This window comes from Flavobacterium sp. KACC 22758, assembly GCF_028736135.1.
Classification (GTDB): domain Bacteria; phylum Bacteroidota; class Bacteroidia; order Flavobacteriales; family Flavobacteriaceae; genus Flavobacterium; species Flavobacterium johnsoniae.
In genome coordinates this window covers 4,864,112-4,885,100 of record NZ_CP117878.1, presented here as the reverse complement: position 1 = coordinate 4,885,100, position 20,989 = coordinate 4,864,112, and the positions used below count along the sequence as shown (strand labels likewise).

General features: G+C 28.1%; 21 protein-coding genes. All 21 read left to right on the top strand.

Translation table 11 applies throughout. The features are described from left to right. The first annotated feature begins 11 nt into the window (after positions 1-11). The 21 genes from rfbH to PQ462_RS20595 all read left to right on the top strand — a co-directional run bounded on the left by rfbH (position 12) and on the right by PQ462_RS20595 (position 20,959). On the top strand, positions 12-1,316 hold the full coding sequence (gene rfbH, locus PQ462_RS20695) for a lipopolysaccharide biosynthesis protein RfbH (protein ID WP_274251416.1): 1,305 nt from the start codon (positions 12-14) through the stop codon (positions 1,314-1,316). Between the two features lie 62 nt (positions 1,317-1,378). Then, positions 1,379-2,284: an NAD-dependent epimerase/dehydratase family protein gene (locus PQ462_RS20690; protein ID WP_274251415.1), complete on the top strand. Its 906-nt coding sequence runs from the start codon at positions 1,379-1,381 to the stop codon at positions 2,282-2,284. A gap of 84 nt (positions 2,285-2,368) precedes the next feature. Beyond that, entirely contained in the window at positions 2,369-3,385 is a 1,017-nt protein-coding gene (locus tag PQ462_RS20685) for a glycosyltransferase family 2 protein (protein ID WP_274251414.1), read from the top strand. Further along, positions 3,385-4,869, top strand: coding sequence for an oligosaccharide flippase family protein (locus PQ462_RS20680; protein ID WP_274251412.1), 1,485 nt, complete (start codon positions 3,385-3,387; stop codon positions 4,867-4,869). Before PQ462_RS20685 ends, PQ462_RS20680 begins: the two co-directional genes overlap by 1 nt. A gap of 16 nt (positions 4,870-4,885) precedes the next feature. Continuing rightward, the gene (locus PQ462_RS20675; protein ID WP_274251411.1) at positions 4,886-5,770 is read left to right on the top strand and encodes a glycosyltransferase family 2 protein; all 885 of its coding nucleotides are present in this window, start codon (positions 4,886-4,888) and stop codon (positions 5,768-5,770) included. Next, positions 5,770-6,402: an acyltransferase gene (locus PQ462_RS20670; protein ID WP_274251410.1), complete on the top strand. Its 633-nt coding sequence runs from the start codon at positions 5,770-5,772 to the stop codon at positions 6,400-6,402. Before PQ462_RS20675 ends, PQ462_RS20670 begins: the two co-directional genes overlap by 1 nt. Beyond that, on the top strand, positions 6,402-7,481 hold the full coding sequence (locus PQ462_RS20665; protein ID WP_274251409.1) for a glycosyltransferase WbsX family protein: 1,080 nt from the start codon (positions 6,402-6,404) through the stop codon (positions 7,479-7,481). Before PQ462_RS20670 ends, PQ462_RS20665 begins: the two co-directional genes overlap by 1 nt. Positions 7,482-7,529: 48 nt before the next feature. Beyond that, a complete protein-coding gene (locus tag PQ462_RS20660) occupies positions 7,530-8,306 on the top strand; it encodes a glycosyltransferase (RefSeq protein ID WP_274251408.1) in 777 nt (258 codons plus the stop codon). Then, the gene (locus PQ462_RS20655) at positions 8,307-9,497 is read left to right on the top strand and encodes an EpsG family protein (protein ID WP_274251407.1); all 1,191 of its coding nucleotides are present in this window, start codon (positions 8,307-8,309) and stop codon (positions 9,495-9,497) included. Then, a complete protein-coding gene (locus PQ462_RS20650; RefSeq protein ID WP_274251406.1) occupies positions 9,490-10,338 on the top strand; it encodes a glycosyltransferase in 849 nt (282 codons plus the stop codon). The genes PQ462_RS20655 and PQ462_RS20650 overlap by 8 nt, the downstream gene beginning before the upstream one ends. Positions 10,339-10,379: 41 nt before the next feature. Further along, positions 10,380-11,276, top strand: a complete 897-nt coding sequence (locus tag PQ462_RS20645) for a hypothetical protein (protein WP_274251405.1) — start codon at positions 10,380-10,382, stop codon at positions 11,274-11,276. Positions 11,277-11,295: 19 nt separating this feature from the next. Further along, complete coding sequence (locus PQ462_RS20640; RefSeq protein ID WP_274251404.1) at positions 11,296-12,117, top strand: glycosyltransferase; 822 nt, start codon at positions 11,296-11,298, stop codon at positions 12,115-12,117. Between the two features lie 2 nt (positions 12,118-12,119). Further along, positions 12,120-13,019, top strand: coding sequence for an NAD-dependent epimerase/dehydratase family protein (locus PQ462_RS20635; RefSeq protein WP_274251403.1), 900 nt, complete (start codon positions 12,120-12,122; stop codon positions 13,017-13,019). Beyond that, positions 13,020-13,991 (top strand): MraY family glycosyltransferase, encoded by a 972-nt coding sequence (locus PQ462_RS20630; RefSeq protein WP_274251402.1) that lies wholly within the window; start codon positions 13,020-13,022, stop codon positions 13,989-13,991. Next, positions 13,981-14,403: a WxcM-like domain-containing protein gene (locus PQ462_RS20625; RefSeq protein ID WP_274251401.1), complete on the top strand. Its 423-nt coding sequence runs from the start codon at positions 13,981-13,983 to the stop codon at positions 14,401-14,403. The genes PQ462_RS20630 and PQ462_RS20625 overlap by 11 nt, the downstream gene beginning before the upstream one ends. Beyond that, positions 14,403-15,557 carry a DegT/DnrJ/EryC1/StrS family aminotransferase gene (locus tag PQ462_RS20620; protein WP_274251400.1) on the top strand — a complete coding sequence of 385 codons (1,155 nt, stop codon included), beginning with the start codon at positions 14,403-14,405 and terminating at the stop codon, positions 15,555-15,557. The genes PQ462_RS20625 and PQ462_RS20620 overlap by 1 nt, the downstream gene beginning before the upstream one ends. Next, positions 15,547-16,095 carry a dTDP-4-dehydrorhamnose 3,5-epimerase gene (rfbC, locus tag PQ462_RS20615; RefSeq protein ID WP_274251399.1) on the top strand — a complete coding sequence of 183 codons (549 nt, stop codon included), beginning with the start codon at positions 15,547-15,549 and terminating at the stop codon, positions 16,093-16,095. The genes PQ462_RS20620 and rfbC overlap by 11 nt, the downstream gene beginning before the upstream one ends. After that, positions 16,095-16,940, top strand: coding sequence for a dTDP-4-dehydrorhamnose reductase (gene rfbD, locus PQ462_RS20610; RefSeq protein ID WP_274251398.1), 846 nt, complete (start codon positions 16,095-16,097; stop codon positions 16,938-16,940). The genes rfbC and rfbD overlap by 1 nt, the downstream gene beginning before the upstream one ends. A gap of 30 nt (positions 16,941-16,970) precedes the next feature. Continuing rightward, complete coding sequence (rfbA, locus tag PQ462_RS20605) at positions 16,971-17,855, top strand: glucose-1-phosphate thymidylyltransferase RfbA (protein ID WP_274251397.1); 885 nt, start codon at positions 16,971-16,973, stop codon at positions 17,853-17,855. 83 nt (positions 17,856-17,938) lie between these two features. Then, positions 17,939-19,906, top strand: a complete 1,968-nt coding sequence (locus PQ462_RS20600; RefSeq protein WP_274251396.1) for a polysaccharide biosynthesis protein — start codon at positions 17,939-17,941, stop codon at positions 19,904-19,906. Positions 19,907-20,092: 186 nt separating this feature from the next. Beyond that, a complete protein-coding gene (locus PQ462_RS20595; protein WP_274253735.1) occupies positions 20,093-20,959 on the top strand; it encodes an ABC transporter permease in 867 nt (288 codons plus the stop codon). The last annotated feature ends 30 nt before the right edge of the window (positions 20,960-20,989 follow it).

The following is a 20,989-nucleotide window of genomic DNA, read 5'->3' as shown; positions in this document are numbered from 1 at the left end:
GATAAATTTATATGTTACAAAACTTAAAAGAAGATTCTCTATTAAAAAGTTTAAGAGAAATAGCAAAAAAGAAATCTACGCAAGTTATTACAGCGGGAGAAAATTACATTCCTGTTACAGGTAAAGTATTAGATGAAGAAGATATTTTAATGGGAGTGGATGCAGCGTTAGATGGTTGGTTAACAGCTGGTCGTTTTGCTAATAAATTTGAAGCAGACTTTGCTGCTTATTTTGGAGCACATCGATCATTATTAGTTAATTCAGGATCTTCAGCTAATTTAGTGGCTTTTTATGCTTTGACTTCACCAAAATTAGGAGAAAGAGCTATTAAACCAGGCGACGAAGTGATTACTGTAGCTGCAGGATTTCCTACTACTGTAAATCCTATCATTCAATTTGGTGCTATTCCTGTATTTATAGATGTAGATATTGCGACACATAATGTAAAGACGGATATGTTAGAAGCGGCTGTTACTCCTAAAACAAAGGCAATAATGATAGCTCACTCTTTAGGTAATCCATTTGATTTAGATGAAGTAATGCGTGTGGCTAAGAAATATAATCTTTGGGTAGTTGAAGATGATTGTGATTCGCTTGGAGCAACTTATAAAGGAAAAAAAACAGGAACATTTGGAGATATTGCTACATTTTCTTTCTATCCAGCACATCATATAACAATGGGAGAAGGAGGTGCAGTTTTAATTAATAATCCGGTTTTGTCTAAATTAGCAGAAAGTTTTCGTGATTGGGGGCGTGATTGTTATTGTGAACCAGGAAAAGATGATACTTGTGGATGTCGTTTTGGACAGCAATTAGGGACATTACCATATGGATATGATCATAAGTACACTTATTCACATATAGGATTTAATCTTAAAGTGACTGATATGCAAGCGGCCTTTGGAGTATCTCAAATTAAAAAAATAGATCAGTTTGTACAACGTCGTAAAGAAAATTATGCAGCTTTATATGAACGTATGAAAGAATTTGAAGAAGTTTTTATACTTCCAGAGCCAACTCCAAATTCGGAGCCGTCTTGGTTTGGATTTTTGTTAACGCTTAGAGAAGGAGATGCAAATGATCGTCATATGCTGGTACAGCATTTAGAAAAAAATAAAATAGGTACACGTTTATTGTTTGGAGGCAATTTATTAAGACAGCCTGCTTATACTAATATTAAACACCGCGTTGTTGGTGATTTGGTAAATACAGATACTATTATGAACCAATCATTTTGGTTAGGAGTTTGGCCAGGACTAAATGAAACTCACTACGATTACATAGCAAATGTTATTCGCGAATATCTAAATTCTTAGTATAAATATAAGATTTATTTGTAATTTGAAATGAGTGTTTAATAATTTTGAAAATCTAAATTTTGAAAAAAATAGCCATAGTAGGAAGTAATTCCTTTGTAGCAAAAAATTTAATAAGGAAAGTTTCTAAAGATAATTATATTTATCTATATGGTAAGAATTTAGTAGAAGCAAAAGATGAAAGTTCATCTTTTGTTTCTTATTTTAATTTCGATTATCCTAACTGGCCATTAGATTTAACTTCTTTGTTAAATTATGATGTAATTGTCTATACTGCAGCTGTTGGTGTACAATCAAATAATAGACCAGCAAATTTATTACTTTATCAAGTTAACCTTTTTTTACCAATTGAAATTGTAACCTTTTTGAATGATAATAATTATAAAGGGAAATTTATAACCTTTGGATCTTATTTTGAAATAGGTACAAATGATAAGGAAAAATTATACAATGAGATTGAGGTTATTCAATCTGTGGGGGCTATTTCTGATAGTTATTGTGATTCAAAAAGACTTCTTAGTAATTTTTATTTGAATAAACAATTTAACATTTTATGGTATCATTTAATTTTACCTTCTATATATGGTCCAAATGAAAATGAGAATAGACTTATACCATATGTGATAAACACCATCAAGGAGGATTTAGATCCTAAATTATCTTCAGGGGATCAGGTTAGACAATATTTGTACATTTCTGATTTAGTAGAATTAATCGATAAAATAATTAATACAGATATACCTGCCGATGTGTATAATGTAGCAAGCTGTACAGATTCAATTAAAATAAAAGATCTGGTGAGTTTGATCTATGAAATAATGGGTAAACAACAAAAAAAATATGATCAGATAGTGACCAGAGATCAAGGTATGGCATTTTTAGGTCTGAATACAGATAAAATATCGTATGCTATTCCAGAATGGAAACCTAAAGTATTTTTAAAAGATGGAATTAAAAAATATTTATAATCTAGAAAATAAACTTATTGAGTATAGATATAGTTTGTATTCTGAAATAAAAGAGCAAAAAAGATTCTATGCCTTTCTTAATTTATGATAAAAAAAACTATATTAAGTATTTGTATCCCAACTTATAATAGAGGAGAGAAAGTTTTTGAATTAATTAATTCAATTTTAAAATATAAAGGTGATGAAATAGAAGTAATTGTAGTAGATAATTTATCTACTGATAATACCAATGTACTTTTAAATCAAATTACTGATAGTCGATTTATTAATATTAGAAATAAGGAAAACATTGGAGGTATAAAAAACATTTTTAAAGCTTTAACAGTTTCAAATGGGGAGTATTGTTTTCTATGCTTAGATAAAGATAGGGTTGAATATCAAAAAATAGGTGATTTAATCGAAAGACTTAAAGATAATTCCGATATTTTATTTGGTTATTGTAAATTGAATAAATTTGAAGAAAGTTCTGATATAATCTATGATAAAGGTTTTTTTTCAGTTTATAATATGGCATATTTATCGAACCATCCAACTGGGATGTTTTATAAATCAGATGTATTAAGACGTTTACCGATATTGAATCAGATTTTTAATCAAAATAAAAAATTTGGCTTTTACACTGATTTGATTAATGCAGAGATGGCAGTTTTGGGACCGTCAAGAATTATTAATCTGCCTGCTTTTTACACAGAAACAAAAGAAGAAAGTGAAAAAATTAGTTCCTTTACTTATACTAATGAAAACGAAGTTTTCTTTTACCCTTCAAAAAGAATAGAAGAGTTTTTAATTTATAGCAAAAGTATGTATTCCTTGAATATTACTAAGAAAGAAAAGGATAGAGTTTTTGATGCAATTTTTTTCAGAGGATTAATGGCTTCTACTTTCGGGTTCAGAAATATTCTTAAAGATCAATCAATTTGTAATCACTACTTAGTCCAATCACGTAAAGTCACTTTAATCGAAATAATTAAAATTGAATTAAAATTTTTAAAAGCCTTTTTTAAAAGTGATTTACCAATTAATATTTTTCGCAAAATCTATATAGTGATCATTGCAAATGCTAAAATTCTTTATACAATGACTCGAAAAAATAAAAAATAATGGAAGAAGAAAAATCGCATAAGCAAATACTTAAAAGTACAAGTATAGTTGGAGGATCACAAATAGCATCTATTTTAATTGGAATAGTCAGGACTAAAGTTGTAGCTGTTTTATTAGGTCCAGTAGGAGTTGGATTTATAGGTGTTCTGCAAAATATTATCGATTTAGTTAAACAGATTACAGGATTTGGAATAAATTTCAGCGGAATAAAAGATGTTGCAGAAAGTAATGCAACAAATGACAATACTAAGATTTCAAGAGCAATAAAAATATTAAAAACTTGGGCATTTTGGACAGGAGTATTGGGAACATTATTGACGATTATATTCTGTGTTCCTTTAAGTAATTATTCTTTTGGAGATAGTTCATATTCTATAAGTATTGCAATTATAGCTACAACAATTTTAATCTCCAGTATTTCCGGTGGACAGCTTGCATTACTTCAAGGTTTGAGAAAAATTAATCTTATGGCAAAGGCATCTTTTTATGGTGCTATTCTTGGTACCATTATAACAATACCTATGTATTGGGTATTGGGAATTAATGGTATTGTTCCAGGTATGGTTTTAACAAGTTTAGGGGGGCTTGCTTTATCGTGGTGGTTTACTAAAGATATAGAATTAGAAAAGGTGAATCTTTCTATTAATGAAACTTTTAGGGATGGTCGTAGAATGGCTGCTTTAGGATTTTTTATTACTATTACTGGAATTTTAGCCACTATTACACTTTATTTTGTTAGGTCATTTCTTCTAAAGAAAATGGATATAAATGCAGTAGGGTGTTTTCAAGCATGTTGGACTATAGCTACAATGTATTTAGGAATAATACTGAACGCAATGTTGGCCGATTTTTTTCCAAGACTTACGGAAATTAATAAAAATAATGAAGCAGTAAATAGATTAATAAATGAACAATTAGAAATTGCATTTTTAGTTGCTTCTCCTATGATTGTCTTTATATTAGTATTTGCACAATTTATTATTACGATTTTGTATAGTTATGCATTTGCAATAGCTATACCTATTTTGCAATGGCTTATCGCAGGAACATTTTTCACTGTTATTTCATGGCCGCTTGGAGTTATGTTTTTAGCGAAGAGTAAAGGAATATACAGTTTTACAATTGAAACTATTTGGAACATTATATTCATATCAATACTATATTTTGGATGGAGTCTTTATGGTTTTAAAATTGTAGGCTATTCATATGTTGTTGCTTGTTTGTTGAGATTTTTGCTTGTTTATCTTAGCACAAAACATTTATCTAGCTTTAAATTTAATAGATCTAATATTAAATATAGTTTTGTTTTTGGTATTTTGATTATTGTTGCCCTACTAAATGTTAATTTATTTGTAGATACGACACAATATGGAATAAGTATAATTATAATTCTCATGACAGCAATATTCAGTTATATTAATCTTAATAAAATTATGAATATTAGTGGATTTATAAATAATAAAATAAGAAATAGAAATAATTAATTTGATATAATACATAATGAGTGTTAAACTACTTTCTATTTGTATACCAACTTATAATCGCTGCGATATACTAGATGAAACTTTAAGAAAACTTTTTGCAAATCCCGATTTTAATTCCGAATATATTGAAGTTATTGTTTCAGATAATTGCTCAACTGATAATACAAAAGAGGTTGTTTCAAAATATCCATCTGTTAAATATTACTGTAACGACACAAATACTTCCTTTTATAATCTCACTACTGTTTTATGTTATAGTACTGGGAAATATATAAAATTATATAATGATACTTTTAATTTTCAATTTGGTGCTCTAGAAAAGATGATTACAAGGATAAAGAATCATGAAAATGATAATACTAATCTTTTTTTTTATCCTAATTTTTTACATAATCATAATACTATAAAAACTATAGATTCCATAAATTCTTTCTTTTATCATTGTAGTTACAATACAACTTGGACAGCAGCTATTGGTTTTTGGAAAAAAGATTTTGATCAAATAAGGAATAAGAATAAATATGCTGCACTTCATTTTCCACAATTAGAATGGATGTACACAATTGTTAATAATGGAAAGCTAACTACAATTTATTTTGAAGATTTGTTTGAAGTTACAGTTCCTAAAAAAAAAGGTGGATATAATGTTTTTAAAACTTTTGTAGAGGATTATCTTAGTATAGTGAAAAAAGAAAAAATATCTTTTTATATTTATGAATTAGAAAAATATCGCTTATGCAAAAAATTTATTTACCCTTGGCTTTTAACTTTATTGGTGACTAATAGGCATAGCTATAGCTATGAAACTAAAGGTGTTTTTAGTATTATATTTAATAAATATTGGTATGAACCATATCTATATCCAATGTTAATATTATTTTGGTTTAAGAAAATTTTATGATGAAAAAAAGTGTAAAAAAAATCTTATCATCCATTGTTAAATTCTTTTACTTTTTTTATCCAAGAAATATATTAACTTTAATAAAATTGAGAGGTAATCAAATCTATTCAATTTGGATATCAAATGATTTTAAGAAAGTTGGAGAAAATTTTAATGTTAAATCTCCACTATATTTAACAGGGGGGAATAACATTGTGATTGGGAATAATGTCAATTTTGATCAAAGATTAAGGCTAGATGCTATTGAACAATTCGCTGATGATAAGTTTACTCCTGTAATCTGTATAGGAGATAATGTATCTATTCAAAAAGACTGTCATATTGGGGCTATTAACCAAATAATAATTGGAAATAATGTTTTACTAGCGAGTAAAGTATATATATCAGATCATTTTCATGGAGAAATTAATTTAGAAGCGATTCAATTACCACCTGCAAAAAGAAAATTATATACTAAAGGATCTGTTGTTATCGAAAATAATGTTTGGTTAGGGGAAGGAGTAGTTGTTTTACCAGGCGTTAGAATTGGAGAAAATTCAATAGTAGGAGCAAATGCAGTAGTAACAAAGTCAATTCCAAAGAATTGTGTGGCAGGAGGCAATCCAGCTAAAATAATAAGAGAAATTAGTTAATGGAAACAAAAGCAAGAGTAATAGCTTTTTATTTACCCCAATTTCATCCAATACCTGAAAATGACAATTGGTGGGGTAAAGGATTTACTGAGTGGACGAACGTAGGAAAAGCAAAACCACTATTTAGAGGACATTATCAACCACGAATTCCTGCAGATTTAGGATATTATGATTTGAGAGTTCCTGAAACGAGAAAAGCCCAAGCAGATATGGCTAAGGAATATGGTATTGAGGGATTTTGTTATTGGCATTATTGGTTTGGTAATGGAAAAAGATTAATTGAGAGGCCTTTTAATGAGGTTCTAGAATCTGAAGAACCTGATTTTCCATTTTGTTTAGCATGGGCAAATGAAACATGGAAAGGGTTTGCACATGGAATGACTAATCGTAATGTATTGATTGAGCAACAGTATCCAGGAATAGAGGACTATACAGCTCATTTTTATGAGGTTTTATCTGCTTTTAAAGATAGACGCTATATTAAGGTAGAAGGAAAGCCCCTATTCATGATATATAAGCCTTTATCTCATCCTGATTTATCCATGTTTATTCAGTTATGGCAAAAATTAGCTCTTGAGAATGGTCTTGAAGGTATTTATTTTGTAGGGCATTCTTCTTTTGTATATGAAATAGATAAAATCATGAATACTGGTGTAGATGCTGTTAATATTAATAGGATATTTTCTTATGTTAATTCAAATAGGTCGATAAAAAGAAAGATATCAGATAAATTAAAAAAAATAATTTTAGGAGTTCCACTTGTTTATGATTATAAAAAAATGATTAAAACATTTGTTGGAAAAGAGGAGTTACAGGAAAATGTTTTCCCTACAGTTTTACCAAATTGGGATCATTCGCCGAGAAGTGGACGTGAAGGTGTTGTTTACAATAATTCAAACCCAATATTTTTTGAAAAACATTTATTAGATGCTCTTGCTGTTGTGGATAAGAAAAAAGATGATAAGAAAATAATATTTCTAAAATCATGGAACGAATGGGCTGAAGGTAACTATATGGAACCAGACATGAAATATGGATTAGGTTATCTTAAGGCATTAAAGAAAGTGATTAAATTATAATTAAATTTAGTAGTAACGATTACTCGATGAATACATAATATTTAAATAATGAATCAATTTATAGAATTAATTAAGGTTTATTTACGACCCTTAGTTTATTTTTTTCGAACTATTAGAAGGTTAACCCTTTCTTTTATCTACCCTTCCAAAATTAGTGATGTTAAACAAATCCCTATAATCATTAATAATAGAAATAGATTTGAATATCTGCTTCAATTAATTAATTCTCTTGAAAATAGAGGTTACAACAATATTTTTATAATAGATAATGATTCAACGTATCCTCCACTAATCGATTATTACAAAACTTGTAAATATAAAGTTTTTATGCTAGGAAAAAATGTTGGACATTTAGCCATGTGGGAAACAGATATTTATAAAAATTTTATTAAAGATTACTATGTATATACAGATTCTGATGTTGTTCCCATTGAAGAATGCCCTGTAGATTTTTTGGAATTGTTTTGGAAAACTTTAAAGCAAAAACCATATGTACAAAAAGTTGGTTTTTCTTTAAAAATTGATGACTTACCAAATTCTTTTAAAAATAAAGAAGAGGTTATAAATTGGGAGAAACAGTTTTATGAGATTAAAGTTAATGATAATTTTTTTGAAGCACTAATTGATACCACTTTTGCATTATATAGACCATTTATGAAAGCAGGTAAAGGGGGATTAATGTATCGTTCAGCATTTCCGTATCAAGCACATCATAAACCTTGGTATGTAGATTCGAAAAACTTATCTTATGAAGAAAATTATTATATTGAGCATGCTGTAACAAGTACGCATTGGACTAAGCTAAATTCAAATTTAAATAAGTAAATGTTTTATTTAATCATTTTTTTGATAATAGCATTGTTTTCAATTTTGGAAGTTTTAAATTTTGATAAACAAATTTCTCGTTCATTTTCAATAATTATTATACTTATATTACTTTTTATTGCTGGATTAAGATATGAAACAGGTGTTGATTGGCGAGTGTATGAATCAATGTTTGAGACAACAGTTCCAATTAATGAGATTACAAACTCATTAGGGAGAGAGCTTATTTTTTCTTCTCCAGATTATGGTTATTGTTTGTTAATATCTCTTATTAAATATTTTGGAGGTTCTATTCAAACAGTTTTTTTTATCGTTTCACTATTAACTTATTTTTTTTTATATAAGGCTATTGTTTTTTTTTCGAATGGTAAAGCGATTTCTCTTTTAGTTTATTTTGCAGTTCTTTTTTTTGTCTTAGATATGAGTGGAATGAGGCAAAGTCTAGCTTTAAGCATTTTTTTTTACTCAATAAAATATGTTTACAGTAAAAATCGTTTTAAATTCGTTTTTTTAGTTTTGTTTGCTGGTTCATTTCATTGGAGTGCTTACTTACTCTTATTCATGTACTTTATAATTAGAAGAACCTTTTCTTCTAAATCACTAATTGTCTTATTTTGTATTTCTTTACTGGTTTATGTTTTGAATGTTAAGTGGCTAAATATTATTATCGATAAAGTTTCTCCATTAATGGGAGATTATGCTATTGCGACGAAATTACTTTTTTATTCAACTTATGAAAGTTCGACATTAGGTAGAGATTTAAATCTAAATACCATCGTTAATATTGTTTTTTACATTGTGACATTCTTTTTAATAATGTATTATAGGAAAGATTTAGAAAAAAGTAATAAATATTTTAATATTTTTTTAAATATTTATATTTGTCAGATATTTACTTTTTTTTGCATGTTTGAATTTATTGAAATGTCTGAGAGATTACGACTATATTTTATGATATCTAATATAATAATTTTACCTTGTTTGATATATTTATTTTATTTGAAAGCTGAAAGAATTTTGATTTTTGCATATGTTTTTCTTTTTTCTTTCTTTTCTTGTAAACCATATATTTTAAATGCAGAAACTACCATCTCATATCATCCATATCAAAATTACATTATTTATAAGGGATTTAATCTTAATAGTACTGGAGAAGAAAGACTAAATAAACAGGCTCAATTAAATGAATAAGATGGCGGATAATATACTAGCGATAGTAGTAATTTATAATAAAGAGCTTTTAAAATCAGAAACATTAATTTCGTTGGGAGATGATTGTGAACACGAGAGAATAACTTTAGATCTTTTTATTTACGATAATAGTAATCTTAAACAAAAAACGGATCAGCTCAAGGGATTTAATATTGTAGAACACTTTTATAATGGAAAAAATTTAGGGGTTAGTACGGCTTATAATAAAGGCGTCGAATTTGCTAGAAGTAGAAACAAAAAATGGGTTTTGTTATTAGACCAAGATACTTTTTTTCAGAAAGGAAGTTTAAAAGAATATTTAAATAACATAGTTTGTGATGCCGATATTAATTTGTTTTCCCCAATAATTAAACTTAAAAATGGTTTGATTTTTTCTCCATTTAAAAAGGTTTTTAAAAGAGGAATTAGGTTGAGAAAGGTTGAACCAATAAGATACCTTTTAAGTGATTTTTCACCGGTTAATAGTGGAATGCTTGTTAAAATTTCTTCTTTTGTTGAAGCTGGCGGATATAATGATAAAGTTAAATTAGACTTTAGTGATATTGAATTTATTAAAAGATTTAGTAAAATTAATAAAGAATTTAAAGTTATTAATACATTATGTATTCAAGATTTTTCAAATGATGAAGTTAATATTGAAAATCTTAATGTTAGGTTTGCTTTTTTTTGCGATGGAGTAAAAAACTGTCACAGGGAATTTTTCTTTGAGGATTTTCAATATTTTGTTATAGTATTAATAAGAATGACAATGCTGATTTTGAAAACTAAAAGTTTTTCTTTTATGAAGACATTTTATAAGAGTTATATAAAAAAAAAATGACAAATAAGGCAGGTAATCTTGAATTTATAATATTTATTTAAATGGGTATTTCTTCTAAATATAAGTTTTATCTAATTCTTTTGAAGGAATTAATTACAAGCCCTTTAGAATATGGTAAAAATTTTTTCAAATTTAATTTTATAAGTTCTAATAAAATTAAATTTGAAAAAAGAACTAGAATGCCAATTAGGGAAAATAAGGTAGCCGTTTGTATTCATGAATGGGGAGGCTACAAAGGGAAAAGAAAAAAGAAAATTAAAAATATTAAGGAGTTTGAATGTGGTTTGGATTATCAATTGTTAAGATTTCTTAATTACAAAGGTAAATATGAAATTGATCCAACAGTTACAGTGTCTGAATCTTTTTTGATGACTAAAAAGATTGAAAATGTGAAAGTAATGGAAGTTTCCAATAAAGGAATGGATTTCTCTGGATATAGTGCATTTTATGATAGTATTAAGAATTTTGAAAATCAATACGTTATTTTGAGTAATAGTTCTGTAAATAAGCTTCAAGTAGAATTTATAGATGAATATTTAGATTTTTTTAAAGAAAATATAACAATTGGAATGATGGGCGTGTCCGTAAATTCGAAAATTTATCAGAGCTTAATTAAAAATAATTTCAATCCTCATTTACAAAGTTTTTTTTTAATCACTACAATTGATGTTTTAAGAGAGGTTGTGGAATTGTGTGGAGATTTTCCTGGGAAAGGAATCGATCATAAGCTGTTGTTAATTAGAGAAGGTGAAGTGAAATTGTCGAATATAATATTAAATCTAGGATATTCATTAGCTTGTATTCTGGAAGATGGTAAACCTTTTCTATTTGATAAAAGTTTCTTTTTAGATAATGGTAAAAGCTCGTGGAATATTAATTTTGGTGATTGCAGAATAAATGCTGTAAATCCAAATGCGATTCATTCATTAAAAAATTAAATGAAAATAAAAGTAATTTATGAAGCATAAAAACATTTCGGCTTCCATTGTACTTTATAATACTGATTGTATTGAGTTGAAAAGAACAATCAATAGTATTTTTAATGAAAATGTAGATATAAAACTTTTTTTAATTGATAATTCTCAGATTAACAATATTCAGAAGTTTGATAATAATATAAAGATAGAATATATTCATAATCCCTCTAATCCTGGTTTCGGAGAGGCTCATAATATAGCAATTAAAAAAGCAATTGAATCAGGAATAGATTATCATTTTGTGGTTAACCCAGATATATATTTTAAAGGTGATGTAATTTTTAAAATGGTTGATTATATGCAGAGCGACAACTCAATAGGAATGATTATGCCACAGATTTTGAATATAGATGGTAGTGTTCAAAATTTGCCAAAATTGTTGCCATACCCTTTTAGTATATTGTGGAGAAAAATAAAAAAACCCGCTAAAGCCTATAGAAAATTTATTAATAGATATGAATTGAGAGAAATTCCTGAAAAACAAATTTATAATGCTCCTGTACTTTCGGGGTGCTTCACATTATTAAATTTGGAAGCAATAAAAAAAGTGGGAATGTACGATAATCGATTTTTTATGTATTTTGAAGATTGGGATTTGTCTCGAAGAGTCCATCAATATTATAAAACAATATATTTTCCATTAGTTTCAGTTTACCACGGATATGAATCAGGAGCAAATAAAAGTGGCAAATTATTTAAAATTTTTGTGAATTCAGCAATAACTTATTTTAATAAATGGGGATGGTTTTTTGATTCCGATAGAGGAGAAATAAATAAAAGAGCATTAGAACAATTCAAATAAAAGTGAAAATAAAAATTACAGGCTCATCAGGCTTTGTTGGCAAAAATCTTTCTGATTATTTAACTAATTATTCTTTTTTAGTTGATAAAATTTCCTTGCGAAATTTAAATTGGAAAAATGATTTTACAGCTGATGCTATTATTCATCTGGCTGGTAAAGCTCATGATACAAAAGGAACCAGCGATGCTTTGGAGTACTTTAAAGTAAATACAGATTTGACCGAAGAATTGTTTAATGCATTTTTAAAAAGTGATATTCAGGACTTTATCTATTTTAGTAGTGTAAAAGCTGTTGCGGATGATGTATCTGAAATTTTGTATGAAGATGTTAAACCGAATCCTAAAACACCATACGGAAAATCTAAATTAAAAGCAGAAGATTATATTTTATCAAAACAATTACCAGAAGGTAAAAGAGTTTTCATTATAAGACCTTGTATGATACATGGCCCAGGTAACAAAGGTAATCTTAACTTGCTTTTTAATGTGGTAAAGAAAGGGATACCATATCCTTTAGCGTCTTTTCATAATGAAAGATCTTTTCTAGGAATAGATAATCTTAATTATCTAATTAAAGAAATTATTAATAATAAGGAAATTCCATCTGGAGTTTATAATTTTGCAGATGATGATTTTTTATCTACAAATGATATAGTTAGTATTATTTCTTTTGTTTTAAATAAAAAAAATAAATCAATTGCTATTCCTAAAAATATAATTAAAAGTATTGGGAAATTAGGAGATTTTATAAAACTGCCATTAAACTCGGAAACTATTCAAAAATTAACTGAAAATTATAGAGTATCCAATAAAAAAATAAAGTCTGCTATTGGAATCGAAAAACTTCCGCATACTCCTGAAAAAGGATTAGAAAAAACTATAAAAAGCTTCATAGAGAAATAAATGGAATATACAATTTTAGGAATTGTTTTAATGATTATTATGTTGCTTTATTTTAAAGTAGCTGATCATTTCAATATAATCGATAAACCTAATCAAAGAAGTTCTCATACAGAAGTAACTTTACGAGGAGGTGGTATAATCTTTTGGTTTTCGGCTTTAATTTATTTTGTGCAAAATGTACAGAATAATTATTTCTTCTTTACAGGTATAACTCTAGTTAGCCTTGTTAGCTTTTGGGATGATATTCAAAGTTTATCAAATAAAATTCGAATTTCAATTCATTTCCTTTCAATCACTTTGATTTTTTATGATTTGAATTTATTTGACTTAATACCCATTTGGAGTGTAGTAATTGCTTATGTCTTAGCGATAGGATTAATTAATGCCTATAATTTCATGGATGGAATAAATGGAATTACTGGTTTATATACTTTAACTGTAATGGGAGCATTATTATATGTGAATACAAAAATTCAACTTTTTATAGATGGAGAATTCATAAAGTATGCTATAATTGCGAGTTTGGTTTTTTTATTTTTCAATTATAGAAAGAAAGCAAAATGTTTTGCAGGCGATGTTGGAAGTATTGCAGTCGCTTTCTGGGTAATTTACTTAGTTTTGAAACTTATTCTAGTAACAGAATCATTTATTTGGTTATTGTTTTTAGCTGTATATGGAGTCGATGCGGTTTGTACAATCTTGCATAGGCTTTACCTTAAACAGAATATTTTTGAAGCACATAGATTGCACTTATATCAAGTGCTAAGTAATGAATATAAAGTACAGCATCGATTAGTATCTCTTTTTTATGGATTAGCTCAAGCAGGAATTTCTTTATTAGTTATCCTTCTTTATCAAAAAGTTCAAGATGGAATCATATTCTTAATTGTAATCCTACCTTTATTGTTAATTTATTCATCAAAATTTTATTTGTTAAACAAAAGTAATTTAAGATTGAATCATGGAGCCTAAAGTAATTCAGGGAGGAAAATTTACAGATCATAGAGGAAGTGTATCATATGTGAATGATTTTAGCTTTACAAATATTGAAAGGTTTTACATTATAAGTAATTCAAAAGAAAATCCGATTCGAGCTTGGCAAGGGCATAAACTAGATGCCAAAAATTTTTATTGTCTTTCAGGGGCTTTTAATATTTATTTTATAAAAATTGATAACTGGGAAAACCCTTCAAAAGATTTAATTGTTGAAACTATTTTTGTTTCAGAATCTGACAGTAAAATTGTTCACATACCTGCTGGTTATGCAAATGCAGTTGAATCTCTTGAGGAAAATTCAAAGCTGATATCGTTTTCTACTTTGCCATTGGGTTATGTTACTGCTGATGATGTTCGTTTTCCACAAGATTATTGGCTTTTTAAATAATGAATAATAATAGAATTTATTTATCATTATCTCAAGAAAGTGGGTTTGAGCAAAAATATATTCAAAAAGCTCTAAAAACAAATTGGATTACTTCTGGAGGACCAAATGTTGATGAGTTTGAAAATGTACTTGAGAGTTATTTTGAAAATGAAAATTATATTGCAGCATCAAATTCTGGTACATCTGCTATACATTTGGCATTAATTTTATTGGGTGTAAAAGCTGGTGATGAAGTAATTTGTCAGAGTATGACCTTTTCGGCTTCAGCAAATCCAATTTTATATCAGAATGCATATCCGATATTTGTAGATAGTGAAAGAGATACATGGAATATCTGTCCAAAAAATCTTGAAATTGCTATAAAAGATCGAATAAAAAAAGGAAAAAAACCTAAAGCAATTATTGCAGTTCATCTATATGGAATGCCTTATAAAGTTGATGAAGTTCATGCAATTGCTGATAGGTATGAAATACCAATTATTGAAGATAGCGCAGAGGCTTTAGGAAGCAGTTATAAAGGCAAAAAATGTGGGAGTTTTGGTGTTTTTGGTGTTTTATCTTTTAATGGAAATAAAATTATCACTACTTCTAGTGGTGGCGCATTAATTACGAATTCGAAAGAAATAAAAGAGAAGGCGATCTTTTTTGCTACTCAGTCAAAAGATATAGCATCACACTACCAGCATAGTGAAATAGGTTATAATTATAGAATGAGTAATATTTGTGCTGGAATTGGACTTGGACAAATTAAAATTTTAGAAAAAAATATTAATCTTAGGCGAGATAATCATTTGTTTTATGATAACATCTTTAAACATATTAAAAATGTGCAGCTATTTGATAATTTGAATGATGATTTCTTTTCTAATTATTGGCTAAATACAATATTGTTAGAAACAAAAAAAGAAAGAGAAGGTTTAAGACTTGCTTTTGAAGAAGCTAATATAGAAAGTCGTCCATTATGGAAGCCAATGCATCTACAACCAGTTTTTAAGAAGTATCCTTATTATGGTCATAAAATTGCAGAAGAATTATTCGAAAAAGGATTATGCCTACCATCAGGATCAAATTTAACGAATAAAGATAAAAGCAGAATAAAAGAAGTTATTGTTAATTTCTTTAAACGAAATATAAAATTAAAAAATGAAAATTGAAGAAACTTTTATAAAAGACTTAGTAATTGTAGAGCCAACAGTATTTGGTGACGAAAGAGGATACTTTTTTGAATCATATAGCAAAACCAAATTTCAAGATTTAGGAATTAATATTGAATTTGTTCAAGATAATCAGTCATTTTCAAAGAAAGGGACTTTAAGGGGTTTGCATTATCAAAATCCTCCTTTCGCACAAACAAAATTAGTACGTGTTTTAGAAGGAGAAATTATTGATGTTGCGGTAGATTTGAGAAAAGATTCTCCTACCTATGGAAAGTCGTTTAGTATTTTATTATCAGCAGAAAATAAAAAACAATTATTAGTACCGCAAGGATTTGCACACGGATTTTCGGTTATTAGTGAAACTGCTTCAGTAATGTATAAATGTGATCAATTTTATAATAAAGCTTCAGAAGGCGGAATTAAATATGATGATCCATCTTTAAACATTGATTGGGGAATGAATCTAGATGAGGCAATTGTTTCAGAAAAAGATCAAATCCTGCCTTTTATAGAAAATTGTAATAGTTTATTTTAATGAAGAAAATTCTAGTAACAGGCGCAACAGGACAAGTAGGATCTGAACTTTTTGTTTTGGCATCTACATATCCTCATTATGAATGGATATTTGCTGATCGCAGCAAAATTACATTAGATAATATAGAATTGCTTCAATCTCAATTAAATGTATTTAATCCCGATATTATATTTAATTGTGGAGCTTATACAGCTGTTGATAAAGCTGAATCAGAAAAAGACTTGGCCTTTAGGGTGAATCATCTAGCTGTAGAATTAATTGGAAAATACTCTGCAGAAAATAATGTCAAATTAATCCATATTTCAACAGATTATGTATTTGACGGATCTTCTTCGATAGCTTTAGATGAAGAGGCAAAAACAAATCCTATAAATGTTTACGGAGAAAGTAAGCTAGCTGGCGAAATTGCATGTTTAAAAGAAAATCCTGAATCAATTATTATTAGAACTTCTTGGGTTTACAGCAAGTTTGGAAATAATTTTGTAAAAACTATACAGCGATTACTACAGGAAAGAGATGAAATTAATGTGGTAAATGACCAGATTGGTTCACCAACTTATGCCGCTGATTTAGCACAGGCAATGATTGATATTATTGAATATTCAAAATGGATACCAGGAGTTTATAATTATTCAAACGAAGGTGAGATTAGCTGGTATGAGTTTGCCTTAAGTATTAAAGAACTCGGAAGTTATAACTGTAAAGTAAAGGGAATTATATCGTCATCTTACCCAACCCCAGCAAAACGACCAAGTTTCTCATTGTTGAATAAAGAGAAAATAAAAATAGTTTATAATTTAGATGTTCCTAATTATAAGAAAAGTTTAAAAAAAATGTTTATTTAGAATCTAATTAGAATCTAAAAATTAAGATTTATGAAAGGAATTATATTAGCTGGAGGTTCTGGCACACGATTGCACCCATTAACATTAGCTGTCAGTAAGCAGTTAATGCCTGTTTATGATAAACCAATGATTTATTATCCATTGTCAACTTTGATGATGGCGGGGATAAATGAAATTTTAATTATTTCTACTCCTCACGATTTACCACATTTTAAAAAACTTTTAGGAAATGGCGGTTCAATTGGTTGTCAATTTAGCTATGCAGAGCAACCAAACCCAAACGGTTTAGCACAAGCTTTTGTAATAGGTGAGGAATTTATAGGTAAAGATAAGGTTGCTTTAGTACTTGGAGATAATATTTTCTTTGGGACAAATATGCAGCAACTTTTAAAAGATAATGCTGATCCAGAAGGAGGAGTTGTTTTTGCTTATCACGTTGCAGATCCGGAAAGATATGGAGTGGTAGAATTTGATGAAAATAAAAGTGCTATTTCTATTGAAGAAAAACCAGTAGAACCAAAATCTAATTATGCTGTTCCTGGTTTATATTTTTATGATAATTCTGTAGTAGAAATTGCTAAAAATATTAAGCCAAGTGCTCGTGGTGAATATGAAATTACAGATGTAAATAAAGTTTATCTTGAAAAAGGAAAATTAAAAGTAGGTATTCTAAGTAGAGGCACTGCTTGGCTGGATACAGGAACTTTTAATAGTTTAATGCAGGCTGGACAATTTGTTCAGGTCCTAGAAGAAAGACAAGGACTAAAAGTAGGTTGTATCGAAGAAATAGCTTGGAGACAAGGGTTCATTAATGATGAACAATTAGAAAGTTTAGCGTTGCCATTAGTTAAATCGGGTTACGGAACATATTTAATTGACTTTTTGAAACAAAAGAAAAAAGGAGTTAAAGTTTAATTTTTACAAGAAATAAAAATTTAACCTCTTTAATTTGTATTTTTGTAAGACAGATAAAGTTTACAAAACAAAACGAACCTAAATTGAATACAGATAATCAAACCAAAATATCATCTTTGTTGTATAATTCTTTATCACCAAGGAATTTAAGAGCAAATATTAATAACCTTAGTTATTTGCCTAGATGGATCATTGTAGCAATTGATGTAATGGTTCTAATTTTTTCATTTACTTTTACTTATATGCTTTTTGAAGGAACTGCATTAGGTTATATTATTACCTCTCATCAATTTGCTTTTGTAGGTGGATTAATTTTTATAAATGTATTTTTCTTTTGGTTGTTTAGAACTTATTCAGGAATTATAAGACATTCATCTTACATAGATGCCATAAAACTGTTGTTTTCACAAATGTCAGTTCTGGTATTTTTCTTGTTTTTTAATTTAGTTTTTGAATTATATACAGGAAACAAGGCATTTTTGAATACGGCATTATTTATTAATCTTGTGTTGTCATTTTGTGGTTTGTTTTTGTATAGAGTAATCGTAAAACAAACTTTTGAACTTTATTTTTCAGAAAAAACAAATTCAAAACTGATAAGAACAGTAATTTATGGAACTGACGCCAATGCGATTTCTGTAGCGAATGCATTAAAGTTTGAAACTCCTTCCCGTTTTAAAATTGTTGGTTTTGTGGATAAAAATAATCAAAATGCATCTAAACGTATGTTAGATTTGCCAATTTTGATTTTAAGAAAAAAACTGCCTGCTTTAATGCGTTCAGTTGCTGCTGAAGGAGTTATTATTGCTGATAAAAGTTTAACAAAAGATGAACAATTAATTATAGTTGACCAATGTCTTGAATTTAATTATAGAGTTTATACTGTTCCTTTGATTTCAGATTGGGAAAATCAAAAAGAGATTTCTCAAAAAGTTAAAAATATTCAAATTGAAGATTTACTTGAAAGAAAACCTATTGTTTTAGATAGTAAATCTATTTCTAAGCAGTTAAAAGACAAAACAATTCTTATCACTGGAGCCGCTGGCTCTATTGGAAGTGAAATAGTAAGACAAGTACTCACTTTTAATCCAAAAACAGTTGTTTTTTTAGATCATGCAGAAACACCTTTACATAACTTGTGTTTAGAAATACTCAGCCTAAACCCTACAGCTAAAATAGTAGCAGTAATAGCTGACGTAAAAAGTAAAAAGGCTTTAGAGAAAGTTTTTAAAAATTACAATCCTCATGTTGTTTTTCATGCAGCTGCTTATAAGCATGTTCCTTTAATGGAAGAAAACCCATCACAGGCTATTTTAACAAATATAAAAGGTACGAAAAACCTTGCAGATCTGTCATGTAAATATCATGTGAAAAAATTTGTAATGGTTTCGACAGATAAAGCTGTAAACCCAAGTAACGTAATGGGAGCCAGTAAACGAATCGCAGAAAAATATGTACAGTCTTTATCTTTGAAAAACCAAAAAGAGAATATTCCAGGTATTACCAAATTTATTACTACACGTTTTGGAAATGTTTTAGGTTCTAACGGATCTGTTGTTCCTTTGTTCACTAAACAAATAGCAGAGGGAGGGCCGGTTACTATTACACATCAGGACATTATTAGATACTTTATGACCATTCCTGAGGCCTGTCAATTAGTATTGGAAGCTGGGGCTATGGGGAATGGAGGAGAAATTTATATTTTTGATATGGGTAAACCTGTTAGAATAATAGATTTAGCAAAAAAAATGATTAAACTTGCTGGTTTTATTCCCGACAAAGAGATTAAAATTAAAATAGTTGGATTACGTCCAGGTGAAAAATTATATGAAGAATTATTAAATGATACTTCTAAAACGCTGCCAACTTATCATAATAAAATTATGATTGCTCAGGAAATCCAGGATGAGTACGAAGATTTGCATAACGATATTGATGAGTTGATAGGCATTGCAGATTTTTATGATAATGAAGATATTGTTGCAAAAATGAAAAAAATTGTTCCTGAATTTAAAAGTATGAATTCTACTTTTGAAGTTTTAGATAAATAAATTTAATAATGACATAAAAGTTTTAACTGAAAAAGGTGTTTTTGTATAAAACGCCTTTTCGCATTTTAAGGATTTATAAAAAGACTAAAAATCTTGTTAATTTGAATAAAAATATTTTTTTAATTAAAAATGCAAAACATACTTTTTTATACTCACTTTTTCAATAAACATTTATTTAAAAATTTAATGAATAACATAAATTCGTCAACTGACTGGTTATTTGAAATAAAACCAAAAAATAAGTTTCTATCACTCAATCTTAAAGAGGTTTGGCAGTACAGGGATCTATTATTACTGTTTGTAAAAAGAGATGTAATCACAGTTTACAAACAAACTATTTTAGGACCACTCTGGTATTTAATTCAACCATTGTTTACTTCGATAACTTTTACTATTATATTTAATAATGTAGCTGGAATTAAAACGGGGGCTGTTCCGCCTTTTCTATTTAATTTAGCAGGAATTACGATTTGGAATTATTTCACAGCCTGTCTTAATGGAACTTCGGATACTTTTAGGGCAAATGCGAGCATCTTTGGGAAAGTTTATTTCCCAAGGATAATAACACCTCTTTCAGTTGTAATATCTAATCTAATTAAGTTTGGAATTCAATTTTTTATTTTTATAGTATTTTATATTCTATATTATTTAAAAGGATATGATTTAGTTTTGAATGGCTTTGTTTTGTTATTACCTATTTTAATTATCATAATGGGGATTTTAGGGTTAGGATTAGGGATGTTAATTTCATCTGTAGTTACTAAATATCGAGATTTTAGTAATTTAATTGGTTTTGGTATACAATTACTAATGTATTTATCTGCAGTTTTTTATCCTATGAAGTTGGTTAAGGTTAAGTTACCTGAGTACGGATGGATCGTTGAATATAATCCTTTAGCTTATTTAATAGAAACATCCCGTTATATGCTTTTAAATATTGGCGAAGTTTCCATTTTAGGATTGAGTTATACATTAGTAGTTACAATTGTTATTTTCTCTATAGGCCTTTTAGTTTTTAATAAAACTGAAAAAAACTTTATAGATACAGTATAAATTCAATTTACTGTCTTAATTAATTATTTT